A 17,768-nucleotide genomic window follows, 5' to 3' on the forward strand; every position below is an offset into this window, starting at 1 on the left:
AGAATACTATGAGCATTAAACAATACACAGGATCAGCCGGCGGATGGGGCGCTTTGAAAAGTACTGCGCAACATCTGTTTAAAAGTAATAACGTCGCAAAAAACATCTCTAACTTGCTCAAGACTAACCAGGATCACGGATTCGACTGTCCCGGATGTGCCTGGGGAGAAAAACATGAACCGGGCCGCTTTCGTTTCTGTGAAAACGGAGCTAAGGCGGTCAACTGGGAAGCGACTTCGCGCCGTGTCGGCGCTGATTTCTTCCAGCAATATTCAGTGAGCTGGCTCAATAAACAGAGCGATTATTTCCTCGAATATCAGGGGCGTCTGGCAGAGCCGATGCGCTACAATGCGCAGACCGATCACTATGAACCTGTTAGCTGGGATGAAGCGTTTGAGTTAATTGCCCGCCATCTCAATAGCCTGGATGACCCAAACCAGGCTGAGTTCTACACTTCAGGTCGTGCCAGTAACGAAGCCGCCTTCTTATACCAGTTATTTGCCCGACGTTTCGGTACCAATAATTTCCCGGACTGTTCCAACATGTGTCATGAAGCGACCGGTGTTGCTTTGTCACGCACCATAGGTATCGGTAAAGGGACCGTAACCATTGATGACTTTGAAAAAGCCGATGCGATCTTCCTGTTTGGTCAAAACCCGGGAACGAACCACCCGCGTATGCTGGAAACCCTGGCCGCTGCGTATAAGCGTGGCGCTCGCGTGGTGGCATTCAATAACCTCAAAGAGCGTGGCCTGGAGCGTTTTACCAATCCGCAAAGTCCGTTTGAAATGCTGAGTAACGGTTCAACGCCGACCACCAGCCACTATTTTATGCCTAAATTGGGCGGTGATATGGCCGTGGTTCGCGGTTTGGTCAAGATCCTGCTGGCCCGTCATGAACAGGCCCAGACCCGCGGCGAGTCCTTGTTTGATCTCGATTTCATCGCTCAGCATACCGAAGGGATGGATGCTTATCTTGAAATGGTAAAAGCGACTCCATGGGAGACGATCCTGGAGCAATCCGGTCTGACCCAGAACGATCTCGAAGCGGCGGCTGATATTTATCAGGGAGCCAAGCGCGTTATCGTGACCTGGGCCATGGGGGTTACCCAGCATAAGCATTCGGTTGCGACCATTCAGGAGCTGGTGAATCTGCAACTGCTGTTTGGTCATTTAGGCGAGAACGGGGCAGGTTTGTGTCCGGTGCGCGGCCACTCGAATGTTCAGGGTGACCGCACTGTGGGGATTAACGAGAAACCACCTGCGTTGCTGCTGGAGAATATCGAAAAAGTGTTCGGCTTTGTACCACCGAAAGAGCATGGTCACAATGTTGTTAATGCTTTGCAGGCATTACATCGTGGTGACAGCAAGGTCTTTATTGGGCTGGGAGGTAACCTGGTTGCTGCCGCTCCTGACACCGACCGAGTGGCCGAAGCGATGCGTAACAGCAATTTGACGGTAAATATTGCCACCAAGCTTAACCGCAGCCACGTTAATCCGGGTAAAGACTCTCTGATTCTGCCTTGTCTGGCCGCACGGATATCGACATGCAAGCCGCTGGCCCGCAGAAAGTGACCGTTGAGGACTCGTTCTCTATGGTGCATGCATCATCAGGTCGTGTGGATATGGCCGGCGAACAGATGCGATCTGAGCCTGCGATCATCGCCGGTATCGCTAAGGCTACGCTGGGTGAAAATAATCCGGTAAACTGGCAGTCGATGGCGGACAATTACGACAATATCCGTGATCTGATTGAGCGTGTTATTCCCGGTTTCCAGGACTTCAACCAGCGCATTGAAGGCCCGGGAGGGTTCTATCTTGGTAACTCGGCTCGTGACCATAACTGGAAAACGCCGAGTGGCAAAGCTCAAATCAGCACCAATGCGTTGCCGCAGTCGATTGTTCCGTTAAACACGGCGGCAATGACTAAGAAGCCGGTATTCGTGTTGCAGACCATGCGTTCACACGATCAGTACAACACGACAGTGTATGGTATGAATGACCGTTACCGTGGCGTATATGGTGAACGTAATATTATCTTTATGAATGAGAAAGACATTGAACAACAGGGCTTTAAAGCCGGTGACTTGGTTGATGTTCAAACCTTGTGGACTGACAACACCAAACGGGAAATTTTTGGCTTCAAGATTGTTGCTTACAACATTCCGCAAGGTAACGTCGCGGCTTATTTCCCTGAAGCGAATGCGTTGATTCCGCTCGACAGTAAGGGGGATTTCAGTGATACCCCGACCTCAAAATCAATCGCAGTGCTGATAACACCAACCAAAGTCGCGCCGTTACTGGCCACCGCACAGTAAATCGTCAGATGATAAAACCCACTTCACCGTGGGTTTTATTTTTCCTGCGACACCCTTCCTACTGGAAGCTGCAGCGGTGTTGGCTGCATTCGTTCACCCCAATCACCGCATTCACATCGTCTATCATGCTCATGAGGATTCACTCATTTACCGCCACCTGTAACTCCAGGTAGTTTGGGTATATGCTGAGTAAATGCCAGCCTTTTCAGTAAGGTTTCTACTCGAAGTCCGCATCTGGAGATCTTGATGAACATTTTTGCAGATATTCCCGACCAACTACCTGAAGAGCAATTTACCAACTTATGCCGCGGGCAAAATATGCGTATTGAGCGTATTGTTTCTCACGGCCACACTTCACCCACGCAAGGCTGGTACGATCAGGATGCAGATGAATGGGTGATCGTCCTGTCCGGACATGCCAGGCTCGAATTTGAAAATGGTGGTATGCAGGAGTTAAGTGCCGGTGATTACATCAATATTCCTGCTCATGTTCGTCATCGGGTCGCTTATACTGACCCCGATGAAATCACTGTATGGCTGGCGGTATTTTATCTGGCCGTCGAGTCGTGAATCTTTACCGGTTTGATCCCATCTAACTTTTTCACTGTATTTAGTATGCAGATTGGCTCTGTGGTTGAGATGCTGTTGCTCTCTTTTGCCTTGGCCGCAAAATTTAACGATATGAAACGACAAAAAGAGCGCGCGCAAGCTGAACTACTGAAAACCCTTACTGAGCAAGAAAAAGTGCTGGAGACCCGGGTCGTGGAACGCACTACAGAACTGGAGCAGGCGAAACGGCAACTGGAAGTGTTTGTGACCCGAGACAGCCTGACCGGTGTATTCAACCGACGGGGCCTGGATCGCTGTTTTGACCAGATGAAACTGCGCTTTAACCGACCCGGTCATACCATTGCCGTTATGCTGATTGATTTGGATGAATTCAAGCCGGTCAATGACCAGTTCGGGCACCAGGCTGGCGATATACTGCTGCGCGAAATAGCGCAGCGGATGCAAAGCCTGCTCGGGACCACGGCGTGTCTGGGGCGTCTTGGCGGCGATGAGTTTGTGGTTATGATTGACGGAGACGAGATTGAATCACTTGCCGCACTGCAGGTTAAAGGTCGGCAGCTCCTGGAATCGATGGCCCGGCCGGTTTTTGTGGCGCCTGATGTGGAAGTCCAGGTTAAAGCCAGTATTGGTATTTATTACTGTCAAATCGCTAATCATCAGTTTTCGTCTGCTCTGCGAAATGCCGATATGGCGATGTATCAGGTTAAGCATCGCAGCAAAAATGATATTCAGCTAATTAGCGATAACGATAACGATGGCGAGGGAATGGTTTTGCCTGAGCAAAACGCCTGATTTCTGCTCAGGCATTTTTTGTGTTTCAGCTGGCTTTGTTCACTTACTTAGTGACGGTCGTGTGTCAAGGTATTACGGAGCCTACTGGCCAACAGCAAGTGCAATACGCTGATTGATTGCTTCCGGCAGGCCAAGGTAATACCCCTGATAGCCACAGAGAGCAAGTGCAGTCATTGCCTGAAATTGTTGCTCTGTTTCAATGCCTTCCGCTATGACGATGGCATGATGGTTCCGGGCGGTTTGCACGGCACTCAGCAGTGGCGACTGTATGCCCGCCATATAATCGACCAGTAACTGCCTATCCAGTTTGATCATGTCCGGGTTGAGCAGTTCCACGCGTTCGGCTGTTGATGCATTACAACCAAAGTCATCGATCGCTATCTGATATCCGAGATTCGACAGCCATTGAGCGGTAGTTTGTAAACGCTGCTCGTTGTCCGAATCGACTTCAATGAATTCCATCACTATCTGCGAGGGGCTCAGTCCTAATCCCTTTACCTTGTGCGTCAGATCTTTGTGATGCTGCTGTTGCTGAATGGATGAGCCGCTGAGTGGTAAGGTATTCAAAAATAAATTGCCCGATCGGTGTGACGATATAGCGAAGTTGTGGAGGTGCAACATGCGGCTCAGATATTCGATGTTCAATTTATCAGCCAGTGAAACGCGTTCAGAGTGGAAAAACAGATCCGGTCTGAGAGCAGAGCCATCGGGCAGGTAGATTCGTAGCAGAGCTTCGACCCCGATAACCAGATTATGACGGGTCACAATCGGCTGAAAGACGCTTTGTAAAGTGATGTGACGATAATGCGCAATGTAGTGGCCGTCTTCGCAGTAGGACAGGTGTTGTTTAAGTGGCGCATCGCTAGGGCTAATCATACTGCTGTTTTTGAATCCTTACTTACTCACGCACGCTTCGTTTTGCCTAGCATAGGGAGGGCTTAGGCGGTTGTTTAGTTTGTGAGTGTCGTTCACTGCTTTTGAACAGTTAATGTTTAATAACTCATCATTAAACAGTTGCTTAGTTGCATTTTTATGAAAATGACACATAAATTGATGAAACGACAGGAGCGCAAGATAGCTACTGTTTGTCAAAGAAATTACTGCTTGCCAAAGAAATCACTGTTTGTCGAAGAAATTACCGCTCGTCGAAGAAATCTTTATTGCGGATATAACGGCTCATTAAATGGTATGAGAACGGGCGGATTAACCACGACACCAGCGAACGGCCGAGGCGGATAAAGGTCGGGGTGTTTTCGTAAATTTTGCCGTTATGCAGCCACAACATCTTGCCGACGTGCCAGTAGTACAAAGGAATCGGCGGTAAAAAAGTGACAATATCGAGGTCGCAGCAAACCCGGTAGGTACGATTGGCCAATTGATAGCGTTGATAGAAACGGTAGCCGCCGATAGCGGGCTGACCAAAGGTGACGATGCGTTTGATCGAGAGCGGATAGCGGGTTTCCAGCATATCCGCCAGAACGCATCCGATGGCGCCACCGGAAGAGTGGCCGGTTATGGTTATCCGTTTGCCTTGCTCTATCAGCGGGATCACATAGCTGAGCAGACGCTCAAATACCGACAGACCGAGTTTATCCTTGTTATAGCCAGGCTGGCTTTCCTGACACATCAAATAATGAAAACCGGCATGGATCGGATAGTTGAGCCCTAAATGGCGGGTGTGTTTTTTCCACATGGCCAGGTTAAGTAACCAGTCTGCGACAGAGTGAGAACCTTTGATGACGACAATCGCTTCTTCATCCCGCTTACTCCACAGCACTCGCATCATGATTTTACCGTGCCGGTTGTAAATGATCCGTTGTCCGTTCGGATCAAACCCATAATTGGTCTGTTTGAACACCCGTGGATAGGCAAGGTTACACAGAACGGCGTAGCGTTCATATTGATAGCGCTTGAGGCTTTTCACTTTGCTTCGGCGATAATGACAGTTCGACTCACTATGCGTGACAAGTGTGAAACTTGTGTGAAAGATGCCACCTCCGGGGCGGCGGTCTCACGGGCAAACCTGACTTCACAGTAAACAGAATGCTAACAGAAACACGGATACTAATCGTGGCACCTGAGGACGTAACGCACGGTTACGCCCATTGTAGGACTGCATATAGCTGGATATATTTTCTCACCAGTTGCTGATTATTTGAGCGCTTGAGAGGATGACCAAACTTTACGTAACAGGGGCTGATATTGAAATGGTGATCTAAAGCCTGGGTCAGTTGTGATTCGCTCTCATATAAAGTAATGCCCTGCGCGCTGTACTCGTCTATTTCATCGGGCAGTTGACCCGTCCACCAGTGCAGCAGTTCCCGGCTGCGATGGCTGCGGCTTATCCAATGGTCGGTCAACAGCAACAGCAGATCATTTGGCTGAATGGCGAAAGCATACTCCTGTTTCCACTGAATGATGTCGTGCATGAGTTTGTCACGACAGGTTTTTCCTGCGCTGACCATGTGATGAGTCAGAACCCAGACCGTGCCTGCGTCGCTGCTGATGCGGTAGTGATGTGGCTGGTCGGTCTGGAGTACAGACTCAATCGGCGCATAATCACACTGGTGACCGAATTCGGTCAGGGTGCGTGCCAGCCTTCGCGCGAAGGCCAGTCCCAGATGATGCTCACTCATTCCCTGATTGTGAATCGTCGGGTAGTGCTTTTCACACAGCTTTAAACAGTCTGTCTGGAACTCATTGACACTTTGGGTAAGAATGTCCAGTAACAAGTAGTTGTTCTCCTTTACGAAAGCACAGCTAGACTACCACAGTTCCGTATATTCAATAGTGACAATCCATCACTTCTTGATCTTTTGCCGCTTTATCCATTGTGCTGTAAAGCGTTTGATTGATAATTGACCGACTCGTTGTTATTCCAGATGGGCTATGTGCCATGAGTGAGCCATCCAAAAGCCAACTCTGGTGTCGTAAGGTCAGCTCCCTTAAATCATACTGACGCCTGATAAAGACGCTCACGTCATAACGAAAAATGTGCACACAGAGTTTCACATTATCATTGTTTGTCAGAGTTTGTTACAAATAACCAACCTGGTTTCATCAAAGTAAAGACACATGATACGAATGATGGCGAGGCGATGAAAAAATCAGCGGCAATGAATTAAGTCTATCATTTTGAAATAAAAAATGATTTCATGGTGTGGTGCGATGGCCCTTTTACTTCAAATAAATTGAACGACTACATCAAAGTACCTGTCTATTCGTGACCCTAATATTCAGAAATACTCTGTTGCGAATATGTTGTAGTTCACTGATTGGGCTATTTTATTCTGATTACCAGTAAAGAGAGACGAAATGAGTACTGAAGTAACCCATTACAACCGAACCTTACAGATAATTCACTGGCTGTCTGCTATCGTCGTGATAGGGATGTTTGCGGTGGGGATCTGGATGGTGGACCTGTCTTACTACAGTACGTGGTATCAGGAAGCCCCACATCTGCACAAATCGGTAGGTATCTTACTGGCGGCCCTGACTATGTTCCGTATTGTCTGGAAAGCAGTGACGCTGTCACCAAAAATAGACGGTGCAGCCTGGGAAAAAGTGTCAGCAAAATTGGCGCATGGCTTTATTTATCTGGACTTAATCGTTCTCTTTGTCTCCGGGTACCTTATTTCGACTGAAGACGGTCGCGGTATTGACGTATTCAACTGGTTCTCGGTTCCTGGTGCTGGCGCCCTGTTCGACGGGCAGTCAGATTTGGCCGGGTTAATCCATGTTTATGCAGCTTGGACGCTGATCGGGGTAGCGGTACTACACGCACTGGCAGCATTGAAGCACCATTTTATCAATAAAGATAATACGCTACGCAAAATGATAGGAGCATCAAAATGAAAAAGACGTTATTGGCATCTGGCCTGGCACTGGCTATGGCACTACCATTCGGTGCAAGCGCAGCGGACTACGTGATTGACACGAAAGGCGCTCACGCGTCAATCAACTTCAAAGTCAGCCACCTGGGTTACAGCTTTACTATGGGGCGTTTCAACACATTCAGTGGCGAATTCTCTTACGATCCCGCCAACGTTGAAGCATCAAAAGTGTCGGTAACAGTCGATACGACCAGCTTGGATTCTAACCACGCAGAGCGTGACAAGCACATTCGCAGCGCAGATTTCATTGATGCATCAAAATACTCAACAGCGACATTCACCAGTACCAAAGTGGTTGATAAAGGTGACGGCAAACTGGCTGTAACCGGTGACCTGACTCTGCATGGTCAAACCAAACCAATCACTATCGATGCTGAATTCATCGGTGCGGGTCAAGACCCTTGGGGTGGTGAGCGTGCTGGTTTTGCCGGTACGACACGTCTTGAGTTGAAAGACTTCAACATCGCCGAGATGGGACCAACCACATACGCGGACATGCAACTTTACATCGAAGGTGTGAAGCAGTAATCGTCTGATCACTCAGAGTTGCCATTAAGGTGATTTACGCGTATTTCAAAGCGAGTGACGTGAAATAAAGGCGACTGACGTGAAATAAAGACTAACGCAAATGTAAGATAAAGCCCCTGACGGGGCTTTTTTGTGTAATTTCACACTCATCAAAAAAACTTAAGCTGGCTATCAGCTATTAGTTTAGTAACGATGCGCAGTCTATTAGGCGCGTGCTAACGTTTGCTGTTCGTTAAGGTCATCTTTGCGGGGGTGATTATGTTTATCTTCAAGTGCGAATGTTTCACTGTAGACCGGACGCAGCGCTGCGAGCACATCGTTGCGCTCCAGAATACCGACAAACTGACCGTTTTCCAGTACTGGCAACATATGGGGTTTACTGACTTTCATGCTTTTGGCGCGTTCTTCGACCGACAGTGAATTAAACTGGGTTGCAATGCCCATATTGGTTGTCGGGAAGAGCTGCTGTTTATCGATACAGAAGAACTCAACCACATCAACCAGTTTGTCATGAACATCAATAGCAATCACATCGCGAGTCATCAAATCCACTACGGTCTGCTCTGCGCTTGGTAGATAATCCTGACACCAAAGGTCGACCATGATGTCATGGGCTGAAATCACGCCAACCAAGCGGCCATGTTGATCCAGCACCGGCGCGCTGTTCAAATTGTGTCTGACTAACGTTTCAATAGCAGCAGGTGTTGTAACGTCAGTTGTCAGTGTGACTGGTTTGACGTTCATCATCTCTTTAATGGTAGTTTTATGTTTCATAGTAATGGCCTTAGTTGACGCGAGTACGGTGGTGTTCGTGATAATAGCGATAGGAGTGGGAGCAGAATGAGGGCGGCGATAGATAAACCAGTTAGACAAGCCGACTAACACTGCACCGCCGACAATATTGCCCAGAGTCACCGGGATCAGGTTAGCGCTGATGAAGTTGCGAATATTCAGATCCGCATATTGCGCTGAGTCGACGCCCAGATGCTGCCAGAAACTGTCTGGTGCAAAAGCATGGATGGTGATGCCAAGTGGAATCATAAACATGTTAGCGACACAGTGTTCAAAGCCACTGGAGACAAACATGGCAACCGGCATGATTGTCATCACGGCTTTGGTCATCGCATTCGCGGAGCTGAATGTCAGCCAGATAGCGAGACACACTAATAAGTTACAAAGCACACCAAGAGCAAAGGCTTCCAATAGGGTATGGTGCAATTTGTGCTGAGCGATATTGAGCGCATTCAGCCCCCATTGACCATGGTCCATTTGATAAAGTCCGGCAGCGCTGACCAGCAGTAACAGGAAAGAAGCACCGATAAAGTTACCGATATAAACCTTGCCCCAGATAGAAAGCATTTTTCCAAAACTTATTTGCTTGTTGGCCCAGGAGATACTCGACAACACTGAGCTGGTAAATAATTCACCACCGCAAATCACAATAAGAATCAGGCCCATACTGAAGGCGACTCCGCCGGCCAGCCGGCTCAGTCCCCAACCAGCACCCTCACTGCCGGTGGTGACGGTAATGTAAAACAGAAAGGCCAGGCCGATGAACGCGCCAGCCATCATCGCCAGGCTCAGCGTCATACCACTGGTCTTTTTGGCTTTACTTAGCGCGAATTTTTCTGCCTCAGCCATCATTTCGTATGGCGAAAAATAGTTTTGGTTATCGGAATATGCAGTCGACATCTTAGCTCCCTAATACAATCAATATTCAGCGGCAACCTAAGTTACCGTGCCAATAAACCACACACGGAGTGTGCAATAGCGGGGAGAGTAAGGCTCAGGCTAGGTTAGGTAAAATTGATAATTCTCAATACCCTTATAAATTTCACTGATATAGTGATCGCATCAGTGAAGTGAAACTGTTTGCTCATGACTGGAAAGCCATTTAGAGAGATAGGAATATCAATGCGGTACTCATTAAAACAATTAGCAGTATTTGATGCGGTGGCCGACTTCGGCAGTGTCAGTATGGCGGCGGATAAGCTCGCGCTGACGCAATCTGCAACCAGTATGTCGTTGGCTCAGCTTGAAAAAATGCTCGGGCGTCCGCTCTTTGAACGTCAAGGGAAACAGATGGCGCTGACCCACTGGGGAATGTGGCTCAGACCTAAAGCCAAGACGCTGCTGCAAGACGCACAGCGGATTGAAATGGGGTTTTATGATCAGCATTTGTTGAGTGGCGTGATTCGCCTCGGGGCCAGTCAGACTCCGGCTGAACATTTAGTCCCCGATCTCATCAGTATTATTGATAGTGATTTTCCTGAGATTCGGATCGAACTCGGGGTACGAAGAACCCAGGCAGTGATCAGTGGTGTTCTTGATTATCAGTACGATCTGGGCATCATCGAGGGACGTTGTGATGACAACCGTATCCAACAGGAAGTGTGGTGCCGGGACCATCTGATCGTCGTTGCGGCTGCGCATCATCCTTATGCCAAACACTCTGAAGTGAGTCTGGCGCAGCTTGAGCAGGCCAAGTGGGTGTTAAGGGAACCCGGTTCCGGCACCCGGCGAACGTTTGACAGTTGTGTACATAATCTGATGACAGAGCTCAATGTATGGCGTGAGTATGAACATGTACCAGTGCTGAGATCTCTGGTGGCTCAGGGGTCGTATCTCAGTTGTTTGCCGTATCTGGATGTTGAAAAACACATTGAAAGCGGTCACCTGGTCGCACTGAATGTGCCTGAGCTGAAAATGGAGAGAACCTTGTCCTTTGTATGGCGGGCGGATAGGGCGGAGAATCCTCTGGCTGACTGCATCAGACGAGAAGGGTTGCGAATGATGAAAGGGCGTCCTTTGGTGATGTAACCGATGAGATGAGAGCCGAGAGTGACACCGGACGTTAACTTTTTCTGATGGTATATCGATTGCGTCACACAAAAATAATGAAATAATTTATTGTTGCATTATAAGTGTGACAAATGTCTCTTTTATCCAAAGTGTTTAGCTCTTAGTATTCTGGCTTGATTAACGATGTCACACCCAGCGTGATGTGATTTCTCAGAGGATACTATGAGTACTTTATTTACCATTTCACTGACCACAGGAATCTTATCGGGCATTTGGGGCTGGCTCGCCGTATCACTTGGACTACTGTCCTGGGCAGGCTTTCTGGGTTGTACCAGTTACTTTGCTTCCCCAAAGGAAGGTTTACGTGGTTTGGCTGAGAGCCTGGTGACTAATCTTAGTGGTGTGTTCTGGGCGATGGTGATCATCTATGCGTCAGACTTTCTGAGCCTTGATGTTTTGGGTTACGCTGTCACTGCGCTGATCGCATTCTTTATGTGTATTCAGGCCAAAAAGCAGTGGCTGGCATACATCCCCGGAACATTTATCGGTTCGGCAGCAACATTTGCTGCTCATGGTGAATGGAAAATTGTGATTCCCTCACTGCTGCTCGGTGGCGTCTTCGGTTATCTAATGAAAAGCAGCGGTGTCTGGTTACACCGCCGCGCGCAATACGCATCAGCGCACTCGACTAGTCAGTCAGCCTGAGGCTGTTTTGCTTTACGTTATGTATTCCCGTTTGCCATGGTAATAACCCGTTTTAAGGTCCAGCGCAGTAACACTGGAATACAATCCACGCCGTTCTCCTCACAGTGGGAGACAATAGCCAGCGCCAGATCAGGCTTGGCATGTTTTTTCAGTACTCTGGTAACGACTTTCTTGGCCGGAATTGGATGGTCATGGGGGATTTTCACCATGTCTTTAAAGAAGAATTCGAAACCGTGAGCATAGAGAAAATGCTCAATATCCCGATCCGGTAATTCGGTGAGGCGATGACGTTCCTGGTCATGGCCCAACATCCCCTGAACCGTTGCCGCGTACTTTTTACCGGCGGCATCGCCATCAGTGACGACGTGCCATTCGATACCAAAGGCTTTGGCCACCTTGATTAAAGATTTCAGCCCCGACTGAGCAAACTCAATAATCTGCACACCTTCTGCCGCCAGGTTATAGCCGCATTGGCGCGCCAGTTCGCTGAATAACCATACTTCAGTTTCACCTTCGACCAGCAGCCAGCAACGGGCAAATAATGCGCCGGAGCGATGGAAACGAATGTGAAAGCCGATGCGGCGCAGTTCATCCTGGCCTAAACCTTTGACCGGCATGCTGGTGGCGACGGTGCGGTCGGACTTTCTCACCAGGCGGCGAATCGAATGCAGCGGTACCGAGCCGAGCAGGTCGCCACTGTTCGTGGTGAGGATCTTCTGCATTGGCAGCAGGGCCAGTAAGCTCCACGCGCGGGCGAGGTGTGTCGGGTGCAGACGGCCCTCAGGATCTTCAATGATCAGAATCGGACGCGCAAAACGCCGCAGCTGATGGGGCCCCTTGGCCTGCAGATAGGCGTTCAATAAACCCAGTAGCAGCAAACGAGTCTGGCGGTTTTTGGTTTCATCAACAATTTGAGTCAGATTTTTTTCATTGGTTGGTGTGCCGTAAACCAGGCTTTCCCGCTCTCGGCGCGGATTTTTGCGCCCCTGATCTTTGAAGGAGAAATAGTGCTCTACCAGAGCGTGCATCGCATTGAGGCTACTGCGCATTTCGCCTTTATTGACATGACCGGGAATCGCCATCAAACGCCGGCAAGTATTATTGATACGCTTTTCCACCCGGGAGTTTACATCGTGCTTGTTATCAAACGGACGCTCAAACTGACGGGAATCGCGCAGGCGGATAACAGGATGTAAGGTCATCAATTCTTTAGCGAGGTTTTCCGGATGATGAATCGCGATAGGATTGCCATCCAAATCGAGGAATGCGTAGTCAGTGGTAATATTATATTGCACCCGTGAGCCGCTGATGCGATAGATAATCCGGCTCTGGCCCTCCTCATCTTCGCGCCACACCGGTTTGAGACTGCGGTAACGGCCTGCTTTAGGCTCCTTGCGGTCCGAGGCGATAAAACTGAGAATGATCTGGATGTCTTGGGTCTGCGGGTGCGAGATAGAATAGTCGACGTGAAAGTCCTGCAATTCGAACTTATATGGTTCGCCATTGGCTGGCATCATCACCGCAAGTGCGTCGAGCAGCGACGATTTACCCCAGGTATTTTCACCGATCAAAGTGGTAAGGTCATCGAATGTGAGCGATAAACGACGAATGCCACGAAAACCTGATACTTCAATTCGCTCTAAATGCATAGGCTCAACTTCCTTGCTAGATGTTCGTGTTGAGTTCTTTTGTTAAAGAATAAAGGAAAAAGCGTGTTTCGGCCGATGGATACTTCACAAACTCGTTGCAATAGTTAAATAAATGCTTGAAGCAGAATAAAAATTTTCTGTTTTTGTTGCCTAAAACCTATCGATGGTTGTAGTCCTCTGCCTGATTTCCTCCCTGTTTACATCACTTTATACGCGTTAAATGTGATGTACGTCTAAGTGGGTAAGTTTCTTTTCAAAGCCATTTCATAAAAGTCACGTTTCTGTCATGATCACATGGCTAGGATGAAAGAGAGAAAAAAGAGATAAAAATGATATGAATAAAACAAAAGAGATAACGTCCGTCACTCTGGCTCACATCAACGATACCCATTCTTACTTCGAACCAACCTCTCTGCAGCTGACTCTGGAAATCCAGGGTAATAAAATGATGCCTTTCGTCAGTGCGGGCGGTTTTGCCCGCATTGCGACCCGAATTCATCAGTTGCGGGAGGATGCTAAGCGCATGCAACGCAGCTTTTTGTTTGTCCATGCCGGCGACTGTTTTCAGGGTACGCTCTATTTTTCCCTATTCAAAGGCAAAGCCAACGCCGACATGCTCAATGCTCTGAACATTGACGCGATGACCCTCGGCAATCATGAACTGGATATGGGCAACGAACCGGTCGCGCAATTTGCCGAGCGAATCAACTTTCCGTTGCTGGCCGGTAACTGGGATTTATCGGCAGAGCGAGCCAACAAGGCCTATCGTCTGTCTGAGAACCGCAAAGTAAAAGCGTACGATACTGCACGCCGTTGCGCGAACTGGATTACTAAGCCTGCCGGAGACTCCCAGGTTGCACTGTTTGGATTGTCGCTGGATAAAATGGCCGATATCGCCAACCCGGACAGTGATACTCCGTTTGTTGATGCCTTAGAGACTGCGCGTAACACCATTGATGAAATTCACCGTGCTGGCATCAATAAAATTATCCTGGTCAGCCATCTGGGCTATCAGGCCGATAAAGAACTGGCGGCAAAGGTCGATGGCATCAGCCTGATTGTAGGTGGCCACAGTCATGTGTTACAGGGTGACTTTAGTGCGCTGGGATTATCTCGTGAAGAGGCGTATGGTCAGCATATCAATGAGACCTACGTGGTTCAGGCTGGTTTACATGCGCTGTCGCTTGGTCACTGTCATATCGATTTTGATGAGCAGGGTAAGGTGATCAGTTTTCAGGGGCGTAATGAGCTGTTGTTGGGCCGTCGTCTGTTCCTGGATGCGAGTATGAATGAAGCTGGCAGTGATTCAGCGCACCTTGAAGCCTGCGAATGGGTCAACAACCATCCCAACGTGGTGGTATGTAAAAAAGATCCAAAGGTGCAGGGCATTCTGCTCAACAAATACATTCCCCGCGTACGCGAGTTGCAGAATCAGGTGGTAGCGCAAGCATCACACACGCGCCGCCATGTACGCATTCCTGATGATGAGGGCCCCAGCCAGCTGGCACCCCTGGTGGCGCAATCCTTTGTGCATGCGATGCAAAGCCGCGGATATCCGGTTCAGTTTGCTATCCATAATGCCGGAGGTGTACGTACTTCAATCCTGCCCGGCAAGGTCACGGTGGCAGATATTGCCGGGAAGCTGTTGCCGTTTGCCGTTCCTATCGGGGTCTATCACGTCAGCGGGCAAATCATTGCCGATACGCTGGAAGGGGCGATCAATAATGCGATTAACAACGGCGTCGAAGGAACCGGCTCCGGCAGCTATCCTTATACCTGTCATCTCAAGTTTGATTACGATGCGGAAAAACCGAAAGGCGAGCGCATCAGCCAGCTTAAAATTTTGTTGGGCAGCGAATGGCAAACTGTTGAAGCCCATCAATATTATTGTGGAACGTCGTCCGCTTATACCATGAAAGGCAAAGAGGGCTATGACGCTTTGCTGAACATGAAAGATGAAGGGATAGTGACCAATGTGTCGATGGCCGATGCCTTTATTGAAGTCCTGACTGACTACCCTGATCTACTCAGTCACCATTCGCAGGCGGCGTTGACCAGCAGCTCCCGCTAATGTGGCACACTCTTTGCTCCAGCTTATAAGGACTCTGTTTCCAGGTCGACAACGTACCGGAGGAAAGGATGTGGGGTAACGATTGGTTTGATGCCGCGGTCGTGGCAGCCTGGGTTGGCGTGTGGTCCGTACTTGTCTACGTACTGCCCTTAGCCGGGATATAAGAAAAAGGAGTGCGATTGCGCTCCTTTTTGCTTTCGGACACCGGACGTTATTTAACCGCACAATATCTGTCAGTATGCAGCTCGTCCAGGTTAGATAGGGTCAAACCATTCTTGTATCAAATTGATATAATTAAGTTGACTAAATCTTATCATTTTTTCATGATTATATCAGTCTGATATAAAGTTACTAAGGACGTTTAATGGATGAGTAGTTCAGAGCCTTTGAAAATTGCGGAATTTCCGCTTACACCAAAATCAGCAAAACGTATCCTAAGAGACCTGGTGGAAAATCATACAGCCCGGGTGAAGTTTTCAAACACGCAAGGGAAAGGTTGCTAGAGCGCAAAATCACGATTCAACAGGTTTTGTGTGTTTTGAAAAGTACATCTAATCGTTTTCATGAAGGCCCTTATCAAACCGAAAAAGGTGAAACCTCGATTCCTAAAAACGTCGATGCGACGATGCGACAACTCTTTTTAGAGTCAATCGATGAAGACAGTAACCTGGGTTTACTACTGCAAAAACTGGCCGTTGCTGAAGCAGAAGTGATGATGACTGACATTGTACTCGAAGAGCACGACAATCATTGGTTGAAAGCTTGCTAATGGCTGAAACAGTTAAGCTGAATGCGTGACAGCAAAGCGCAAAAATAAAAAGAGCCTTTGAAAGGCTCTTTTTGCATTCTGTGAATTTAACGGATTAATCTTCCAAGAACTTAACGGATTAGTCTTCCAAGAACATTAATCTGACCACTCAGACTTATTTCTTACGGCAGTACTCAGCAATGATGAACATTGACTGGCCGTTGACCTTGCCTGAAACGTGCTTAGGATCGTCGCTCAGGCTAATGCCACGAACGACAGTGCCTTGTTTGATCACCATAGAAGAGCCTTTCACCGGCAGGTCTTTGATTACCGTTACGTCGTCACCTTTTTTCAGTTCAACGCCGTTCACATCACGCGGTTTTTCAGCGTCGTCGTCCAGGCCGATTTCTGCCCATTTCTGGGTTTCTTCGTCCAGGTACATCATTTCCAGCAGGTCCTGAGCCCAGCTTTCTGCTGACAAGCGCTTTAGTTGACGCCATGCCAGTACCTGAACCGGCTGCACCTGGCTCCACATGCTGTCATTCAGACAACGCCAGTGGTTTACATCTACTGTCTCTGGCTCTTCAATCTGACCTTTACATGTATCACACAGCATAACCGCGTGATCGACAGTGATTTGAGTATGCGGCGCCACCACGAAAGGAGACAGTGAAGATTGGGCTGCACAAAGTTCACATTTAGATTCGCAGCGCTCAAGTAGTGTTGCTTCAGTAGACATAAGTCCCACCTTATAAATTTTAGTAAGCGCGTATTATCCACGTTACACACAAGAAAGAAAGGGATATTCTGACTTACACTTAAAATCAGTGGGTTATTTACCGATAATTGCTGATAAATAACCCACAATCGCTGTAATTAAGCACTGCCACAGTTAGGACGCGGGGTCGAAAAAGCGGGCATCGACTGGATTTTAGCCGTCAGGTCTTTAATTCGGGTATTGTGTGAAGGGTGGGTAGAGAGCAGTTCAGGCGGTTGACCGCCACCTGAGGCTTTATCCATATTTTTCCACAGTTCAATACTCTGCTTAGGATCAAAACCAGCCTTGGCCATCAATTCCAGGCCTACAATATCGGCTTCAGACTCCTGCGAGCGGCCATAAGGCAGTATTACGCCATATTGCACACCCAGGCCGAGCGCGGCCATGGTTGCTTCTTTATATTGAGCATACTGGGTAGAACCGATCGCAACATCGGTAATTTGCATGCCGACATTGGCTAACTGGGTTTGGGACAGGCGTTCGTTACTATGGTTGGCGAGGACGTGGGAGACTTCATGACCCAGCACGGTCGCCAGTTGATCTTCATTAACTGCGACTTTCAACAGACCGGAATAAACGCCGATCTTACCGCCCGGCAGGGCAAATGCGTTAACTTCATCACTGTTGAATACCACCACTTCCCAGTTATCAAAGCCACTTTGTTTAGGGATCTGGCGGGTAATCGCGTTAGCCACACACTGTACATACGCATTGGTTTTTGCGTCCTGATTAATTGGCACTTCCTGCTTCATCTGGCTAAATGACTGGTCACCCAGGCTGGTCATATCCTGGCTGGAAAAAAGTAGCAGTTGGTTACGCCCGGTTGGTGATGCCGAGCAGGCTGTTAAACCGATAACAGCCAGCGCACAGCAGGCTTTGGTCCATGAACGCATTGGAGTCTCCCGATCAAAACAA

The 17,768-nt window shown here is 48.5% G+C and carries 15 protein-coding genes and 1 pseudogene; 9 read left to right on the plus strand and 7 right to left on the minus strand.

Annotated features, from left to right (window positions below):
• The first annotated feature begins 8 nt into the window (after positions 1-8).
• The 3 genes and pseudogenes from E6C74_RS12625 (at position 9) to E6C74_RS12635 (ending at position 3,679) form a co-directional block, all read left to right on the plus strand.
• Positions 9-2,317: pseudogene (locus E6C74_RS12625) on the plus strand (FdhF/YdeP family oxidoreductase).
• Positions 2,318-2,560: 243 nt separating this feature from the next.
• Positions 2,561-2,887 carry a cupin domain-containing protein gene (locus E6C74_RS12630; RefSeq protein ID WP_206208409.1) on the plus strand — a complete coding sequence of 109 codons (327 nt, stop codon included), beginning with the start codon at positions 2,561-2,563 and terminating at the stop codon, positions 2,885-2,887.
• Positions 2,888-2,932: 45 nt separating this feature from the next.
• Complete coding sequence (locus E6C74_RS12635) at positions 2,933-3,679, plus strand: GGDEF domain-containing protein (RefSeq protein WP_136485717.1); 747 nt, start codon at positions 2,933-2,935, stop codon at positions 3,677-3,679.
• Between the two features lie 81 nt (positions 3,680-3,760).
• Here the strand turns inward: E6C74_RS12635 and E6C74_RS12640 are convergent, their stop codons facing one another.
• The 3 genes from E6C74_RS12640 to E6C74_RS12650 form a co-directional block, all read right to left on the minus strand.
• Positions 3,761-4,555 (minus strand): EAL domain-containing protein, encoded by a 795-nt coding sequence (locus E6C74_RS12640; protein WP_136485719.1) that lies wholly within the window; start codon positions 4,553-4,555, stop codon positions 3,761-3,763.
• Between the two features lie 259 nt (positions 4,556-4,814).
• Positions 4,815-5,603 carry a lipase gene (locus E6C74_RS12645; RefSeq protein ID WP_136485721.1) on the minus strand — a complete coding sequence of 263 codons (789 nt, stop codon included), beginning with the start codon at positions 5,601-5,603 and terminating at the stop codon, positions 4,815-4,817.
• 172 nt (positions 5,604-5,775) lie between these two features.
• On the minus strand, positions 5,776-6,411 hold the full coding sequence (locus tag E6C74_RS12650) for a hypothetical protein (RefSeq protein ID WP_136485723.1): 636 nt from the start codon (positions 6,409-6,411) through the stop codon (positions 5,776-5,778).
• Between the two features lie 583 nt (positions 6,412-6,994).
• Here E6C74_RS12650 and E6C74_RS12655 point away from each other — a divergent pair.
• A complete protein-coding gene (locus E6C74_RS12655; protein WP_136485725.1) occupies positions 6,995-7,534 on the plus strand; it encodes a cytochrome b in 540 nt (179 codons plus the stop codon).
• Entirely contained in the window at positions 7,531-8,100 is a 570-nt protein-coding gene (locus tag E6C74_RS12660; RefSeq protein ID WP_136485727.1) for a YceI family protein, read from the plus strand. Before E6C74_RS12655 ends, E6C74_RS12660 begins: the two co-directional genes overlap by 4 nt.
• A gap of 204 nt (positions 8,101-8,304) precedes the next feature.
• Here the strand turns inward: E6C74_RS12660 and focA are convergent, their stop codons facing one another.
• Entirely contained in the window at positions 8,305-9,792 is a 1,488-nt protein-coding gene (focA, locus tag E6C74_RS12665; protein ID WP_136485730.1) for a formate transporter FocA, read from the minus strand.
• Positions 9,793-10,014: 222 nt separating this feature from the next.
• Between focA and E6C74_RS12670 the strand changes: the two genes are divergently transcribed.
• Both E6C74_RS12670 and E6C74_RS12675 read left to right on the plus strand, forming a co-directional pair.
• On the plus strand, positions 10,015-10,920 hold the full coding sequence (locus E6C74_RS12670; RefSeq protein WP_136485732.1) for a LysR substrate-binding domain-containing protein: 906 nt from the start codon (positions 10,015-10,017) through the stop codon (positions 10,918-10,920).
• A gap of 204 nt (positions 10,921-11,124) precedes the next feature.
• Complete coding sequence (locus E6C74_RS12675; protein WP_136485734.1) at positions 11,125-11,607, plus strand: DUF1097 domain-containing protein; 483 nt, start codon at positions 11,125-11,127, stop codon at positions 11,605-11,607.
• 17 nt (positions 11,608-11,624) lie between these two features.
• Here the strand turns inward: E6C74_RS12675 and E6C74_RS12680 are convergent, their stop codons facing one another.
• Positions 11,625-13,256: an ATP-dependent endonuclease gene (locus E6C74_RS12680; protein ID WP_136485736.1), complete on the minus strand. Its 1,632-nt coding sequence runs from the start codon at positions 13,254-13,256 to the stop codon at positions 11,625-11,627.
• 334 nt (positions 13,257-13,590) lie between these two features.
• Between E6C74_RS12680 and E6C74_RS12685 the strand changes: the two genes are divergently transcribed.
• Together E6C74_RS12685 and E6C74_RS12690 are read left to right on the plus strand one after the other, a co-directional pair.
• On the plus strand, positions 13,591-15,327 hold the full coding sequence (locus E6C74_RS12685; protein WP_136485738.1) for a bifunctional UDP-sugar hydrolase/5'-nucleotidase: 1,737 nt from the start codon (positions 13,591-13,593) through the stop codon (positions 15,325-15,327).
• Positions 15,328-15,865: 538 nt separating this feature from the next.
• Positions 15,866-16,096 (plus strand): hypothetical protein, encoded by a 231-nt coding sequence (locus tag E6C74_RS12690; RefSeq protein ID WP_206208410.1) that lies wholly within the window; start codon positions 15,866-15,868, stop codon positions 16,094-16,096.
• 154 nt (positions 16,097-16,250) lie between these two features.
• Here E6C74_RS12690 and E6C74_RS12695 read toward each other — a convergent pair whose 3' ends face one another.
• Together E6C74_RS12695 and E6C74_RS12700 are read right to left on the minus strand one after the other, a co-directional pair.
• Positions 16,251-16,814 carry a PhnA domain-containing protein gene (locus tag E6C74_RS12695; RefSeq protein ID WP_168797023.1) on the minus strand — a complete coding sequence of 188 codons (564 nt, stop codon included), beginning with the start codon at positions 16,812-16,814 and terminating at the stop codon, positions 16,251-16,253.
• A gap of 137 nt (positions 16,815-16,951) precedes the next feature.
• Positions 16,952-17,746 (minus strand): M48 family metallopeptidase, encoded by a 795-nt coding sequence (locus E6C74_RS12700; RefSeq protein ID WP_136485742.1) that lies wholly within the window; start codon positions 17,744-17,746, stop codon positions 16,952-16,954.
• Positions 17,747-17,768: the final 22 nt, after the last annotated feature.

The organism is Vibrio sp. H11, from assembly GCF_004804295.1.
Lineage (GTDB): Bacteria > Pseudomonadota > Gammaproteobacteria > Enterobacterales > Vibrionaceae > Vibrio > Vibrio ostreae.